Here is a 15,390-nt window from a genome sequence, read left to right as displayed (position 1 = left end):
ACTATTTCTATTGTATGAACAAACGTTCTTTTATTTAACCTATGGATTAGCACTGTTAAACGATCATGTTGTTACCTGCCGAAAAACAGCCCGCTTTCCGCGGAAGAACTGCCGAGCTTCTCCCCTATTGGTCCACCAATTTTTGGTCCCTTATCCTTTATAAGATATATAACTTTCAAATCTCCTTATAAAAATCATGCAATAGGTAATACTTAAAGTATGCATTTTATTTAGGAGGTTTGTTAGTTTGAATAAAACAGAGCAGGAACTATCCATTTTCGCCCTCGGAGGTCTGTTTGAAATTGGTAAGAATATGTACGTCATCCAATCGTTTGATGATATTGTGGTAATAGATTGCGGGTCCAAATTACCAGATGAAAGTCTGTTAGGAATAAATTTAATTATTCAGGACATCTCTTACTTAAAAGAAAATCAAGATAAAATCAGAGCTTTAATTGTTACTCATGGAGATAGAGAACATATCGGAGGTATCCTCTATTTCTTAAAACAGTTACAGGTGCCTGTCTATGCGCCAAATCTAATCCATGGTCTAATTGTAAACAGATTAGAGGAATATGATCTTCTAGACAAAGTAATGCTATATATGATTGACGCAGATTCCAAATTGAGGAATGGCACGATTAAAACAACTTTTTTCCATACTAGTTACAGTAATCCAGATAGTTTAGGTATAGCATTCCAAACTCCACAAGGATTAATCGTACATACTGGTTATTTTAATTTTGATTGGAGTATCGTAAATCAGGAATCACCGGATATTCAAAAAATAGCCGAAATTTCTCAAGATGGAGTGCTTTTACTTTTATCCGATAGCACAAATGCAGAAAAAGCAGGATATACATTAACGGAACAAAAAATTGCTGATGATATAGAAGGAGCGTTTAGACGTGCAACTCAAAAAATATTCATTTCAACTATTACATCTAATATTCAACGCATACAGCAAATAATAAATGCTTCTGAGAAAACCAATCGTAAGCTTGTATTACTTGGACCAAACATGATTAATGCTGTATCTGTTGCATTAGATCTTCGTTACTTGACCATCCCAGTTGGAATGTTAATAGAGTCTCATGAAATAAGTAGATATGATCCTGATCAAGTGACCATCCTTTGTACAGGATGCCAAGGTGAACCTAGGTCAGCGTTAGCTCGTTTAGCAGGCTCAGGCTATGATGATGTAAATGTTTTGCCTAAAGATACTGTTATTTTTGCTGCAAATCCTATACCTGGGAATGAACGAATTGTTTTACGTATAATTGATCAATTATTTTTGCTTGGAGCAAATGTTATTTATGGTGCAAGTAAAATTAAAGGAATGAAAGTATCTGGTCATGCGCGTCAAGAAGAGTTAAAACTAATGATCACTTTATTAAAACCGAAATACTTTATTCCCATTTCCGGTGAATATCGCATGCTCCATCAACACAGTTTATTAGCAGAAACCGTTGGAATAAAAAAAGAAAATATCTTTATATTAAATAATGGCGATGTCGTTGATTTTGTTCATCAAGAAGCTGTTCAAGAACGTAGGATTCCTACAGGAAACGTTTTTGCAGAAGAGCTTCGTGTAGGAGATGTGCATGAAGTCGTATTGCACGATCAGAGTATGGTATCAGAGGATGGAATGTTGATCATTATTACAACAATTAGAAAACAGGATGGTAAGATTATATCAGGTCCTCATACTATTTCACATGGATTTATTCATGATACTGAATCAACGGATCTAATGAATGAAGTGAATAATTACGTACGAGCAACGATTGACAGAATACAGAATAACACTAATAGCGAACGTATCCTAAAAGAAGCTATTAAAAATACTGCTCAGCAAATTTTAGTGGCCCAATCAAACAGAAGACCGATGATCCTTCCAATAATCATTGATATGTAAGAATAAAAAAATAAAGAGCCTATGAGAAATCTAGGCTCTTTTTGATTTCAATTATAACGTAATGGCTCCTGTTAAAGTTTCGAAAAAACTGCCTTTTAAACGTTGAACAGTTCAGCTTGTTTTTCTGCAAGCTCGATTTCGAAACCTAAATCTTGTAACATTAAATAATCCTTATTGACTTCTTGTCCTTCAGTCGTTAAATAATCTCCGACAAAAATACTATTGGCAGCATATAGCCCTAATGGTTGTAGAGAGCCTAAATTGACTTCACGACCACCCGAAATACGAATTTCTTTAGTTGGGTTTACAAAACGGAACAGTGCAAGTACTTTTAAACAATAGCGTGGGTTCAGTTCTTTCGTACCTTCTAGTTTTGTACCATCAATGGCATGTAAGAAGTTTACTGGGATCGAGTCCGCATCCAGACGACGAAGTGCTCGTGCGATATCTATTACATCTTCCTTCGTTTCTTTCATACCAACAATTGCACCTGAACACGGAGAAATACCATGTTTTTTGACAACTTCCACTGTATTTACTCGGTCCTCGTATGTATGTGAGGTTGTGATGTAATCGTGATGACGTTCCGATGTATTTAAGTTGTGGTTATACCGGTCGACACCTGCATTTTTCAGCTGTTCAGCTTGTTCATTTTTTAAAAGTCCTAAGCAAGCACATACTTTTAAGCCATATTTTTCTTTAATTTCTTCTACCGCCTCACTGACAACATTTACATCTTTACGTGTTGGACCACGACCACTTGCGACGATACAATATGTACCGATTTGGTTTTCAAATGCACGTTTCGCACCTGCTAAAATTTCTTCTTTTGAAATGAATGGATATTTCTCAATCGGTGCAGTGGATTTAGATGACTGGGAACAATATCCACAATCCTCTGGACAATAGCCACTTTTCGCATTCATAATCATATTTAGTTTTACTTTCTTCCCGTAGTAATGCTTACGAATTGTAAAAGCACCGTGCAGTAAGGGTAGCAGTTCATCATCTGATGTTGTTAAGATTAGCATTGCCTCTTCATTTGTTAATTCTTTACCATCAATAACTTCTTGAGCTAGTGTTTGCCAGTTCATTTTGTACGCCTCTTTTCGTTGAATGTATTGTTTTTAATAATGGATATATACGTGTAGCTAATAAACTTGAAAAAATAGCAAGTGCAATGTCAATACCTACCGTACTAAAAAATCCAGCTGCAAGTACATGAGATAAGTTTGTTGGCACGTCTAGCCAAAAATTTAAGGCCAAGTAAAGATAAGTAACACCAATCGCATAAATGACAGCAGTGCCGATTAAATTTGCGACAATAAAATGTTTACGAGTAGGTTTCTCGATGCGTTCAATAATGAAACCGATCGTGTATGCCCCTGCAGCGAAGCCAATTAAGTAACCAAACGTAGGCTGTAATACATACATAAACCCTCCTCCTTGTGTAAAGACCGGAAGGCCAGCTAATCCAACGAGGACATAAATCATTTGACTTTGTAATCCTCGCTTACTTCCTAATAATGAGCCTGCTAAATACACAGCAATAATTTGCAATGTAAAGGGTACAATGGGCAAAGGAATTTTAATAAAAGCTCCAATTGCAGTCATTGCGGAAAAAATTGCAACAAGTGTAAGAGATAAAGTACGTGAATTTCTCAATTTATTCGTGCCTTTCTTTAAAAAATTGGGTGATAACTTCTTTTGTTGTATCAATCATCCATTTGATTTCTTCATCCGAAATAACATAAGGTGGCATGAAATAAATAATATTACCAAGCGGACGGATTAGGAGCCCTTTTTCTAGTGCACGCTGATAAATTTGATAGCCTATACGCTCTTCGCTTGCAAATGGTGACTTCGACTCTTTATTCGCAACTAATTCTACTGCTCCAACGAAGCCAATTTGACGGTATTCACCTACGTAAGGTAAATGATCAAATGCTGTATGTGCTAAATCTTGTAATAGTTTTTGTTTATATGCTAGATTAGTCAACACTTGATCTTCTTCAAAAATTGCCAAAACTTCCTGCACTACTCTTAAGGCAAGAGGGTTACCTGTATAACTATGGGAATGTAAAAATGCCTTCATCGTTCCATAGTCGTCATAAAAGGCGTTATACACTTCATTCGTTGTCAGAACAGCGGACAGGGGCATGTACCCACCTGTAATGCCTTTGGACAAACATAAAAAATCCGGTGTCATATCAGCTTGCTCGCAAGCGAACAATGTACCCGTACGACCAAAGCCAACCGCTACCTCATCTGCAATGAGATGCACATCGTATTCATCGCATAATGCCCTTAGTTTTTTTAGAAAAATTGGTGGATACATTTTCATGCCTGCTGCTGCTTGGATTAACGGTTCAATGATGGCCGCAGAAATTGTATCGGCATGTTGTTTGAATTCTTCTTCTACGTACTGAGTACAAGGTGCATTACAGGTAGCAGGTGACTCACCAAAAGGACAGCGGAAGCAATCTGGTCCCTGTGTATGGACGACGTTTAATAATAGAGGAGCATATACTTCGTTATATAAGTCAACCCCTCCAACAGACAATGCTCCAAGTGTTTCGCCATGATAGGCATTTGTAAACGCTAAAAAACGTTTTTTCTTTGGCTGTTTTGTTTGGGCACGGTACTGAAAGCTCATTTTTAGCGCGATCTCAATGGCAGCGGATCCGTTATCGGCAAAAAATACCTTTTCCAAACCTTTTGGTGTTAATTCAACGAGTTTCTCAGCCACACGAATCGCAGGCTCATGAGTAAAGTTCGCAAAAATAACGTGCTCCAATTTTTGCGCTTGCTCAGCTAATGCTTGGCTAATACGCGGATTCGAATGACCAAATAAATTAACCCACCACGATGAAACTGCATCTAAATAGCGATTACCCAGCTTGTCGTACAACCATACCCCCTCCCCACGTTCTATCACTATCGGAGGAAAGGACTCGTAGTCTTTCATTTGTGAGCAAGGATGCCAAATATGTTTTAGATCCAGGCATTGAAGCTCCTTATATGTCATAGGTCATCAACCTTTCCAAAATCGATTCATCATCAAAACTTTCAATAGTCCGATTAGCCTCGATGAACACAGTTGGTACTTTGACAAATCTACGTATGGTGTCAATATTATTTTTTTCTAATGCACTTTGCTCGAATTGGTTGAACACAATACCTAGTAAGTCAATATTACGCGCCTTGAGAGCGTTTACGGATAACAATGTGTGATTGATCGTGCCCAACTTCGTATTCGTCACGAGTATGACAGGTAATGTTGATTCCTCTATAACATCAAGTAATGTCAAAGTAGTATCTGAATGAAGTGGCACATACAACCCACCTGCTCCCTCACAAATAACCGTATCATAATCTATTTTTAACTTATCAATGGCTTTTAGAAGCCTGTGTGCATTAATTGTTTCTCCTTCAAGCTCTGCAGCAAAATGTGGTGATGCTGGTTTTGAGAAGGAGTATGTATTCAGTGCCTCTATGGCTATAGGTTGTAAGCTATATTTTAAATAGGTTGTTGTATCATGATAATAATACCGGCCTTTATCCTCGACTTCACCCGTTTGTACCGGTTTGTATGGGATTACTTTATGACCTTGGATTTGGAGATGACGCATGAATAAAGTTGTGATAAAAGTTTTTCCAACATCTGTATCCGTACCAACTACCCAAAAATGTTTCAACGATTCTCCCTCATTTACGTTTTTTTAAGGTTTAAATAAAATGTGTTAACCTAATATTTAAAAATGTTAACACAAATGTGATTTAAGGTAAATAATTTTTTCAACTAGAGGTAGCTCCAAACGTCCTTCAAGCTAACTACTAAGAATCACACATTTTCACGTCGTATAAATGACCTAGAACGTAGACATTCATTTCAATTTGCTACCGCAACTGTTGCTTCTTTCTTTTCGGAAATACTGAAGTTTACTTTCTAATTTAGAGACCTCTCTTTGTACCTATGTATACACACGCTCAAATCTACTTACCCCATTCCCGGAGCAATTTTTCTCTTACGACGATTGTTTTTAGTTGTTGGTAGTGTAAAATTAACTTGAATATTAAATAAATTAAGAGAATACTAATTTATCTAAAAAGGAGATACACATGTTAACTACAAAACAATTACTAGATATTGAAACGCTTCAAAAGGAATGTGAAGCGTATGATCATTTACAATTAAAATTAAATTGGGAAATGCTTCGGAATAGAGTAACAGATCAACTGGATTTCCTTCATTATGAAAATGATGAACTTGTTGCATTTTTAGGTCTATATGCTTTTGGTTCCACCGTAGAAGTATGCGGAATGGTAAAACCAAGTGAGCGTAGAAAAGAACATTTCTCTCGATTGTTCCAACTCGGAATGGCTACGGCAAAAGAGATGAGCTTCAAGAAAATTTTGTTAAATGCACCAGCTAGCTCTACTGAAGCTCAAGCATTTTTAACGAAACATGGAGCTATCTATGGATTTTCGGAGCATCAAATGAAATGGAAAGAAAAGAACCTGGAAGAAGTGAAAGGTTTTACACTGCGCCAGGCAAATACCGATGATTTAGACATGCGTGTTCGTTTATCTGTGGAAGCATTCGGTTTGTCAAAAGAAGATGCACTAGCAGATGCACTTGCATTGGAAAGTAGAATTGATGGCGATGAGGATACAGAAATGTTTATGATTGATGTGAACGAGGAAACAGTTGGGAAAATTCGTGTAAAACGAGAAAATGGAGAATCGTGGATTTATGGCTTTTCTATCTTACCGACTCATCAAGGAAAAGGAATAGGGCGAAAAGTATTAGCAAAAGTCGTCAAGGAGCAGTCTGAGTCGGGTCACTCCGTTCATCTGGAAGTAGAAACCAAAAATGCGCATGCACTTAGACTCTATGAATCAATAGGATTCCAAGTGGTACATGCCCAAGATTACTATACGTACTAGTTTCTCACATATAAAGAGTGCCACCCACCTAATATGGAATAGGTGAGTGGCACTTACAAACTGTCCACAGTAGGTAGTACCATGTTTTCTCATTATTTATGTATGATCGAGGAGTATCGACGCCTGCGCAGTTAAAGAAAATCGATGAGGTATTTTTACTGTTCTCACTGTACACTCATCATTGCTGGGTTTGAATTATCGGGAGTGACCTTATTTACCAGCCTTTCTGTAAGTACCAAGTACTCCCCCTTAATTTTCCTCTACACACCGGTCAATCCCGGTACATGAATGCCTTACGACTAGCTGGTGCGGTATAATAATTCGTTTAACAGGTTCCTTTTCATTCTCAAGCATTTGAATCAAGCTTCTAGCAGCCTGATAACCAAGCTCTTCAATATTGATATCGATCGAAGTCAACGGTGGCCTGGACATCTCCGCAAACAAGGCATTATTGAAGCTGACAATTGATACTTGCGATGGAATGTCAATTTGCATTTCTGTCAAAGAATTGACGACTCCGAGGGCCATTAAATCATCCGTCACAATAAGTGCTGTGGGTGGAATAGTCCTTTTTAGGAGCTTCTTGACAGCTTCCTGTCCTCCCTCACGCAGAAATTCTTCGTGGATGATATATTCTTCATTTAGCAGTAAATTATGGTCCCTTAGAGCATCTTTATACCCTAGCAAACGATCCATCGTTACAGTGAGGCTTGGGCTTCCTCCAATGAAACCAATTTTTTCATGGCCTAGACCAATAACATATTCAGTGGCTTCTTTCGCTGCCAGGTAATTATCATTATCAACATGGGTAATCTTTTCCACAAATTCAAAAGGCTTTCCGATGACGACAAAAGGAAAATTCCTAGCTTTTAAATAATAAAGGATTTTGTCATCGATACGTGAGTATAATAGGATAATGCCGTCTACTCTACCTCCCTGGACCATATGCACAACACCTTCATATAATTCTTCTTCTGTTTTACCAGTACTCATTTGTAGTGCATACTGTTTTTCGTGTACACCTTCGCTTAACCCCTGTATGACCTCAGCAAAGAAAGGATTTTGAAAAAACACACCAGACGAGTGAGGTAATACAAGGCCTATGACTTTTGTAGATTGGCTGGCAAGACTGCGAGCGATAAAATTAGGATGATATCCTAGCTGCTCCATCACGTCTCTCACCCGTTTCTTCGTCTCCTCACTAATACGGGGATTGTTAGCAATCACCCTCGAAACTGTAGAAGGAGCGACATTTGCCAACTTTGCCACTTCTTTAATCGTAATCGCCAATACATTTCCTCCACTCTCTTACAATAATCACAATCATTTTTATGCATTAAGATACTACCGAATTGCAAATTAACATTATCTGTAACCATGAATTCCTATATACAGAAAGTATACCTTAAACGAAAAGTGGTCTGATATAGAAGACATTGTTTGTACTCAAATATCAAGAAGAGCGATGACGGTTAAATAGACCGCTCCGCCTGTTCTGCTTGCTTAAATAAATATACTCTCATTTCATACGGTTGAAGCGTGACCTCCTCTGTGAGTTGATCTGGTGCGTCATCGTAATTGTATAGTATTAGTCCAAAGTCAAGATCTGGAAGACCGTTTAGTTGAAGTAACGTCTGCTTATTGCGGAAGTTGCAGAGCACGACGGCAAACTGTCCAGAAATGGAACGCGTGTATATATACACTCCCGGATGTTCCTCCTGTAGTAGATCATATTCGCCATACACAAATACAGGATTTTCTTTTCGCAATTGAATCATTCTTTTATAAAAGTGAAAAATGGAATTTTCATCTTTCTGTTGTGCTGCCACGTTAATTTTCAAGTAGTTCGGATTGACTTTCATCCACGGTTCTCCCGTTGTAAACCCACTATTTAAACTTTCATCCCATTGCATAGGAGTTCTCGAGTTGTCCCGGCCGTTTGTCCAAATCGTTTCCATAACCTCTTCATGTGGACGCCCTTTAGCAATTTCAATGGTATAGAAATTTTTCATGCCAATATCATCATAGTCCTCAATAGAAGGGAATTTGACATTCGTCATGCCAATTTCCTGCCCTTGATAGATGAAAGGTGTCCCTTGCATAAGAAAATAACAGGCAGCTAGCATTTTTGCACTTTCGTTCCAATACTCTTGATCATTTCCCCAGCTAGAAACACTGCGTGTTTGGTCATGATTTTCTAGAAAGAGAGCATTCCAGCCTTTATGGTGTAAACCCTTCTGCCATTTGGTCAATGTTTTTTTCAGTCCAATGACATCTACAGACTGATCTATTTCCTTATTCCACAAACCAAGATGCTCGAACTGAAAAATCATATCAAATTTCCCGTTCGTTTCACCAACCCATTCATCGGCTTCTTCCACACCGACTCCGTTCGCTTCACCAACCGTCATAATATCATACTGAGAAAAGGTGTTTTCTTTTAATTCTTTTAAATATTCTTGAATACCTGGTTGGTTCGTATGCATATCGAAGGCGGGTACAAATTGTTCCCCTGTTGGATTCGGCATATCTGGCAGGCCTTCGCGTTTCTTAATATGACTAATTGCATCAACTCGGAAGCCGTCGATTCCTTTATCTAACCACCAGTTTACCATTTTATAAAGTTCTTCCCTCACTTTTGGGTTCTCCCAGTTCAAATCTGGCTGCTTCGTAGCAAACAAATGAAGGTAATATTGATTAGTTAAAGTATCATACTCCCATGAACTCCCAGAGAAGATACTCTCCCAGTTGTTCGGAGCTTCATCACCCCTACCATCCTTCCAAAGGTACCAATCCCTTTTAGGGTTATCTTTAGACGAGCGTGATTCAATGAACCATGGATGCTCATCGCTTGTATGATTTATAACCAAATCCATTATCAATTTCATTCCTCGTGCATGGACCTCTGTCAATAATGCATCAAAGTCTTCCATGGTTCCAAACTGTTCGGATATATCCTGATAATCGCTAATATCATAACCGTTATCCGCATTAGGAGACTTATAAAAAGGAGAGATCCAGATAACATCAATTCCTAGGACCTTCAGATAATCCAATTTTGAGATGATTCCGCACAAATCACCGATGCCGTCTCCATTACTGTCCTTAAAACTTCTAGGATATACTTGATAACTGACTGCTTCTTTCCACCAATTTCTTTCCATATGATGAAGCACTCCTCTCGTTCTAAGCTTTTCTAAATTTGCGACCGCACGCAATCGACTGCAGCGCATAGGATCGTGCCATACGCTAGTTACACGAGATGGAATAGAGAGGGACAATTTGCTAGTATTATTTCGTCTTTTTTGCCCTTCTGCTCCCAAAATACAGGAAGGTAACAAATAATCCACAAATAGCTGTAAGAATTCCTATATAAAACCAATTCAATCCCTTCTTATCAGCAAGTGTATATATTACTGTTTGCTCACTTTCAAGAATAATCGTATATTGGTTTCCATTGGACTGTATAATTTCCCCACCAAGCAGCCCTCTTAATTCTTTCCCATTTTCCAACTCATCTTCGAGAACTACCTTTTGTGTTTCTAACGTATTATTAATGGCAACAACTATAGTTTCATTCTTATAACTCCTTTTGTAGACAGCCATTCCTTCTTGTTCAAACAAAAGCTTCATATCGCCTCTTGTCAGTGAAGGTAGCCTCTGCCTTAATGCCCCTAACTTTGTTAAATAATCAATTACATTTGGATCTGCATCAAAATCCATCATCCTACGATTATCTGGATCGTTTCCACCATCCATGGCAATTTCGGTCCCATAATAGACAATTGGAATTCCAGGAGCAGTGTACAAATAAGATAGCCCTAGCTTCAAACGAGTAACAGGGTCCTGATTGTTGTTAATTGCTAAATGAGAGAACCGCGTCATATCGTGGTTGTCGAGAAACTGTCCTAGCAGCTCTGGACGATCAAACAGCTTTTCATTTCTAGTAACATTTGAGAAAAGCCAGCCAAGTGACTGATCGGACTTCTCAAATGCTGTACGCAAGCTATCATTCTGCGAAAAATCCATAAATCCATCGATTCCAGTATCCTGATAACCCGTTATTACGTTCGGATTGTCGTGCCATACCTCACCGATGAGAAAGAATGAATCTTTCTCTGATTTTACAGCTGCTGAAAAATCTGCCCAAAAGTCTTTTGGGACATGTTTCACTGTATCAAGCCTGTAGCCATCGATATCTGTTTCAATAATCCACCATTTAGCAGCATCCAAAAGGAACTTCCTCGTGTCCGGGTTATCCTGGTTCAGGTCAGGTAAATCATAAAGCCAACCTTTCTCTACTTCCTCCTGATCATTCCAGTTGGTAATTGGCTTTTTTTCATGGAACCAATCTTCTTTCATAGGATCATTTAGCCATTCATGACCTGGTCCCACATGATTTACGACAAAATCCAGAATAACTTTCATATCTCTATGATGAGCTTCCTTCACAAGTGTTTTGAATTCTTCCATCGTGCCGAAGTATTCATTTGTTTTATAAAAATCCTTTACCCAGTAACCATGATAACCCTCTTCCGTATTTTCAAAGATTGGTGTCAACCAGATGGCTGTGAAACCCATCTCTTTCAAATAATCCAACTTTGTGGTTATTCCTTTGAAGTCACCTCCGTGATAGGCTAATGGATTATTTAGGTTAGCGTCTTTGTCATTCTTGCTATCACCGTTTTGGAATCGGTCTACCATGATCATATAAATGATCTCATCCTGAAGCATTTGTTCTTCATTTACGACTGCAAGTGGCGGCTTAGGGTTGATTAATAAAAGCATCATAACAACGAGTAATGATACGCTCTTTTTCATGGTCGTCCTCCCCAGCTAATTCTTTATAGAACTGTCATTAGCCTTTTGTACCCCCCGCTGTCAAACCGGATATAAAGTATTTCTGGAACATCAAGAAAAGAATGGTAATCGGAATAGCAATTAATACGGATCCTGCTGCGAAAGTAGTGAATTCATTTCCAAATTGCTTGGATACTAGTTCATATAAACCTACCCCCATAGTAAATTTCTCTTCCGAGCGTAGCATGATGCGTGCAAGGATGAAGTCACCAAATGGAGCGATAAAGGCAAAGAGCGCTACTACTGCAATAATTGGTTTCGCTAGTGGCATAATGATTTGCCAGAAGATACGTAAATGGCCCGCTCCGTCCATTCTTGCAGACTCATCTAGTTCCTTAGGAATGGTATCGAGATATCCCTTCATTAGCCAAGTACTCATTGGGATTTGCCCTCCGACATAAATGAGGATTAATCCTACATGAGTGTCCAGTAGATTCGTTCTTTGTGCGAGTACAAAAATAGCTATAAGTGCAGCAAAGTTTGGAATCATCTGAAGTACCAAAAAGGTAAGAAGTCCATTTTTTCTTCCGATAAATCGATAACGAGAAAAGGCATATCCAGTCAGAGAAACACTTATTACCGCTAAGACCATGGTGATTAAACTTATTTTCATCGAATTTAGATACCATAAAATATAATTGGACTTCTCTGTATCAAACAAGTCTAGGTAATGTTTAAATGTTGGATTTTCCGGAAACATGGAAGAACCTGATAGACTTTGGCCGGGATTCAAAGAAGACCCTATTACCCAAAGCAGCGGATAAATCACGACCACAACAGCTAAAAGGAGAACAAGATATGAAACTGTCAGTCTGATAATTTTTTCAGTCTTATTAGTCATTACATCATATCCTCCTGTTTAAATGAATTGGTTCGTTTAAACTGCCATAATGCCACTGTCACAACAATCAAGGACAAGAGCATCGTAATTGCTGCCGCCTTTCCATATTGTCCAGAAGTCATCGTCAACTTATAGATCCAGGAAATCAATATGTCGCTCCCCCCAGCATTTTGACCCGGTAATGCAGGGCCTCCGCCGTTGAAAAGAAAGATAACATTGAAATTATTAAAATTAAATGTATACTGCGTAATAAGTATCGGTGCGGTAGCGTACAAGACCATCGGTAAAGTAATACCCCGAAATTTCTGCCAAATGGAAGCTCCATCTACGTTTGCAGCCTCATATAATTCCTCTGGGATGGACTGAAGTACCCCAGTTGTCATGGCAAAAACAAACGGGAAGCCAAGCCACGATTGAATAAAGATTAACGCTACACGGGTCCAAAGCTCTTCGGTCATCCAAGGAAGGGGCTCCATTCCAAAGAATTGGAGAATACCGATATTAATAACGCCGAAAGATTCATTGAACATTCCAGAAAATATCATAATCGAAATAAAAGCTGGAACTGCCCATGGAAGAATCAAGATTGTCCGAAAAACTACTTTTCCCTTTAAATCCTTTTGATTCACTAATACCGCTAAAAAGACGCCAATAGCAACTTGTAGTGTCGTTGCTCCAAATGTCCAAACAATTGTCCAACCCAGCACTCCAAAAAAGGTTGCTCTCCAAAGATCCAACTTGAAAATATCAATATAGTTCTGTATTCCTATCCAATCAACTAGTTTAGTCGGTGGAGAATGGTATAAATCATAGTTTGTAAAAGATAGTAGAATAACAAAAATGATTGGTAATATAACGACGAAGATCAACAATAAAAAGCCAGGGGATACCATTAAATATGGAAAACCGTTATCTAAGAGGTTATGATATTGCTCCTTTACATTGCTTAAGGTGAAACCTTCATCTCGCTTACGGCCGTTATGATAAGCATCATATATATTGAACGCATAGATGCCAAGCCCTATAATTGCTACCAACAACGCGATGATTCCATCGATTAGCAAGAAAACGGAATGGTCGAGTACAGGAATCGTCCCTAATGTGAATAATCCCCAAAATCCCCAATTTAGTGTTTGAGAAAAACTACTGATAAATGCGGCTGCTAAAATGAAAAAAATGATACCTTTAACGAACTGCTTGTTATAAAATTGCCCAAATCCCGGAATTATCGATAAGAATCCGGCGTTCCGTTTATGTTTGGTTATAACATTGCTATCCACCACAAATACGGCCTCCTACTTTCCTTTGAAAGGAGAATACTTTCTAATTTTTGTATAACCCATACTCAAATACTCGGTAATCGTAAGATATAAGCAAAGCCATGCTTCCTATATGGAAACATGCCTTTGCCTACTGTCATTTACTTGGGTGATTTGTTTCAATGTTTGTTTTGATTGTTTTAACCGCATCATCCATGGCAGCTTTTGGTTCTGCTTTGCCTGTAGCAATGGTTTGCAATGCAGAAGCTGCTGGACCCCAAACCTCGCCCATTTCAGGGATGTTTGGCATTGGCACAGCATACTGAGATTGTAGCGCTACAGCCTTTGCTCCTTCATTTTCAGCAATGATAGGATCTTCAATTAATGTTTTTACTGGTGGAATTTCTTGTGTTGTTTCAAAACGAATTTTAGCATTCTCTTCGTTTGTCAACCATTCAACCAATTTTGTTGACCAATATTTATGTTCTGTAAAGGATGAAACATGCCATCCTTTAACTCCCATAAATGTTTTCATGTGTTCTCCGTTCGGAAGAGTTGGCATAGCAGAAACACCGATGTCAATACCAGCATCCTTCATGCTTTGAAAAGCCCATGGTCCATCCATAACAGAAGCGACTTTTCCTTCATTGAAAAGCCCGTCTTTTGCAGAACCCCCACTTTCTCCTATAATCCCTTTAGGGAACAAGCCTTCTTTATACCATTTTTGAATATATTCCGCGCCGGCAACTGCTCCGTCATTACCCAGACCAACATCCTCACGGTCAAGTGCACCTTCGTTGTCTTTGAATACATAACCGCCCATGCCGCCAATTACACCATGAGCAAAGTAAAAGTTATCCCATAATGCAAGGAATCCAAACTGTTTACCATCTGAAAATTCTTTAGAAAAATCATACACTTCGTCCATTGTTGCAGGTGGTTCAGACATTAATGCTTTATTATAGATAAATACAGGTGTTTCTGTTGCTTTTGGCAATCCATAAAGTTTACCATCGTATTTTTGTGCAGTGATCGAAGAATCAGTGAAAGTAGAAAGAACTTCGTCACTTACTTCAATTTCCTGAATTAAGCCTTCCGTTACTACCTGACCAATTTGATCATGAGGTAAAGTAACGATATCTGCTCCAGTTCCAGAAGGTCCGTCCAGGCGGAGCTGGTCACGCATTTTATCAGCCATACCTAGTTCTTTAAATTCCACTTTAATACCGTATTCTTTCTCGAAAGACTCGATTGCCGGTTTTAAAGCGACCGATTTATCTGTATCTTCCCAAACTACAAGTTTTTCCGGTTTTGCAGGTTCATCTGATGTAGTGCCAGTATTTTCATTAACATTGGAAGTAACAGTAGTTGTTTCCTCTCGATTAGGTCCACAAGCAACCAATAGTCCAATGATAAATACCAGCATGATTAACAACGATAGTGACTTTTTCATTTCTTTACCCCCTCCTAAGTGTATAGATCTCTTCTTCCCCAAGTTGAACAAGCGCTTGCACAAACTCACTATTGTAACCGCTACTATTTTATCGCGGTTAAATACAATT

At 38.5% G+C, this 15,390-nt stretch carries 12 protein-coding genes; 2 read left to right on the top strand and 10 right to left on the bottom strand.

What is annotated here, in order from left to right:
* Positions 1 to 247: 247 nt before the first annotated feature.
* Positions 248 to 1,918, top strand: coding sequence for a ribonuclease J (locus MHH81_RS10005; RefSeq protein ID WP_340920654.1), 1,671 nt, complete (start codon positions 248 to 250; stop codon positions 1,916 to 1,918).
* Between the two features lie 95 nt (positions 1,919 to 2,013).
* Here MHH81_RS10005 and bioB read toward each other — a convergent pair whose 3' ends face one another.
* From bioB to bioD, 4 genes are read right to left on the bottom strand one after another with little or no spacing between them, the layout of a single operon-like run.
* Positions 2,014 to 3,012, bottom strand: a complete 999-nt coding sequence (bioB, locus tag MHH81_RS10000; protein WP_340920651.1) for a biotin synthase BioB — start codon at positions 3,010 to 3,012, stop codon at positions 2,014 to 2,016.
* The gene (locus MHH81_RS09995; RefSeq protein ID WP_445678134.1) at positions 2,978 to 3,532 is read right to left on the bottom strand and encodes a biotin transporter BioY; all 555 of its coding nucleotides are present in this window, start codon (positions 3,530 to 3,532) and stop codon (positions 2,978 to 2,980) included. The genes bioB and MHH81_RS09995 overlap by 35 nt, the downstream gene beginning before the upstream one ends.
* Positions 3,533 to 3,584: 52 nt before the next feature.
* Positions 3,585 to 4,946, bottom strand: coding sequence for an adenosylmethionine--8-amino-7-oxononanoate transaminase (gene bioA, locus MHH81_RS09990; RefSeq protein WP_340920647.1), 1,362 nt, complete (start codon positions 4,944 to 4,946; stop codon positions 3,585 to 3,587).
* A complete protein-coding gene (gene bioD / locus MHH81_RS09985; RefSeq protein ID WP_340920645.1) occupies positions 4,936 to 5,616 on the bottom strand; it encodes a dethiobiotin synthase in 681 nt (226 codons plus the stop codon). The genes bioA and bioD overlap by 11 nt, the downstream gene beginning before the upstream one ends.
* 424 nt (positions 5,617 to 6,040) lie before the next feature.
* Here bioD and MHH81_RS09980 point away from each other — a divergent pair, with 424 nt between their 5' ends.
* Complete coding sequence (locus MHH81_RS09980; protein WP_340920642.1) at positions 6,041 to 6,868, top strand: GNAT family N-acetyltransferase; 828 nt, start codon at positions 6,041 to 6,043, stop codon at positions 6,866 to 6,868.
* 249 nt (positions 6,869 to 7,117) lie between these two features.
* Here MHH81_RS09980 and MHH81_RS09975 read toward each other — a convergent pair whose 3' ends face one another.
* From MHH81_RS09975 to MHH81_RS09950, 6 genes are all read right to left on the bottom strand, one after another.
* Positions 7,118 to 8,158, bottom strand: coding sequence for a LacI family DNA-binding transcriptional regulator (locus MHH81_RS09975; protein WP_340920641.1), 1,041 nt, complete (start codon positions 8,156 to 8,158; stop codon positions 7,118 to 7,120).
* Between the two features lie 182 nt (positions 8,159 to 8,340).
* Complete coding sequence (locus tag MHH81_RS09970) at positions 8,341 to 10,032, bottom strand: alpha-glucosidase (RefSeq protein WP_340920638.1); 1,692 nt, start codon at positions 10,030 to 10,032, stop codon at positions 8,341 to 8,343.
* Positions 10,033 to 10,159: 127 nt separating this feature from the next.
* Positions 10,160 to 11,689, bottom strand: a complete 1,530-nt coding sequence (locus MHH81_RS09965) for an alpha-amylase family glycosyl hydrolase (protein WP_340920636.1) — start codon at positions 11,687 to 11,689, stop codon at positions 10,160 to 10,162.
* Between the two features lie 37 nt (positions 11,690 to 11,726).
* On the bottom strand, positions 11,727 to 12,569 hold the full coding sequence (locus MHH81_RS09960; RefSeq protein WP_340920634.1) for a sugar ABC transporter permease: 843 nt from the start codon (positions 12,567 to 12,569) through the stop codon (positions 11,727 to 11,729).
* Positions 12,569 to 13,852, bottom strand: coding sequence for a carbohydrate ABC transporter permease (locus MHH81_RS09955; RefSeq protein ID WP_340920632.1), 1,284 nt, complete (start codon positions 13,850 to 13,852; stop codon positions 12,569 to 12,571). Before MHH81_RS09955 ends, MHH81_RS09960 begins: the two co-directional genes overlap by 1 nt.
* A 133-nt stretch (positions 13,853 to 13,985) precedes the next feature.
* A complete protein-coding gene (locus tag MHH81_RS09950) occupies positions 13,986 to 15,281 on the bottom strand; it encodes an extracellular solute-binding protein (RefSeq protein ID WP_340920630.1) in 1,296 nt (431 codons plus the stop codon).
* Positions 15,282 to 15,390 lie beyond the last annotated feature (109 nt).

It is taken from the genome of Psychrobacillus sp. FSL H8-0484, from assembly GCF_038005325.1.
Lineage (GTDB): Bacteria > Bacillota > Bacilli > Bacillales_A > Planococcaceae > Psychrobacillus.
The sequence above is the reverse complement of the archived record's forward strand: the minus strand, read 5'-3'. Positions and strand labels throughout refer to the sequence as shown.

What these genes read in the sequence shown, in the direction of transcription:
- bioB (WP_340920651.1), bottom strand. Translation starts at nt 3,012, where the DNA reads ATGAACTGGCAAACACTAGCTCAAGAAGTTATTGATGGTAAAGAATTA.
- MHH81_RS09995 (WP_445678134.1), bottom strand. Translation starts at nt 3,532, where the DNA reads ATGACTGCAATTGGAGCTTTTATTAAAATTCCTTTGCCCATTGTACCC.
- bioA (WP_340920647.1), bottom strand. Translation starts at nt 4,946, where the DNA reads ATGACATATAAGGAGCTTCAATGCCTGGATCTAAAACATATTTGGCAT.
- MHH81_RS09980 (WP_340920642.1), top strand. Translation starts at nt 6,041, where the DNA reads ATGTTAACTACAAAACAATTACTAGATATTGAAACGCTTCAAAAGGAA.
- MHH81_RS09970 (WP_340920638.1), bottom strand. Translation starts at nt 10,032, where the DNA reads ATGGAAAGAAATTGGTGGAAAGAAGCAGTCAGTTATCAAGTATATCCT.
- MHH81_RS09965 (WP_340920636.1), bottom strand. Translation starts at nt 11,689, where the DNA reads ATGAAAAAGAGCGTATCATTACTCGTTGTTATGATGCTTTTATTAATC.
- MHH81_RS09960 (WP_340920634.1), bottom strand. Translation starts at nt 12,569, where the DNA reads ATGACTAATAAGACTGAAAAAATTATCAGACTGACAGTTTCATATCTT.
- MHH81_RS09950 (WP_340920630.1), bottom strand. Translation starts at nt 15,281, where the DNA reads ATGAAAAAGTCACTATCGTTGTTAATCATGCTGGTATTTATCATTGGA.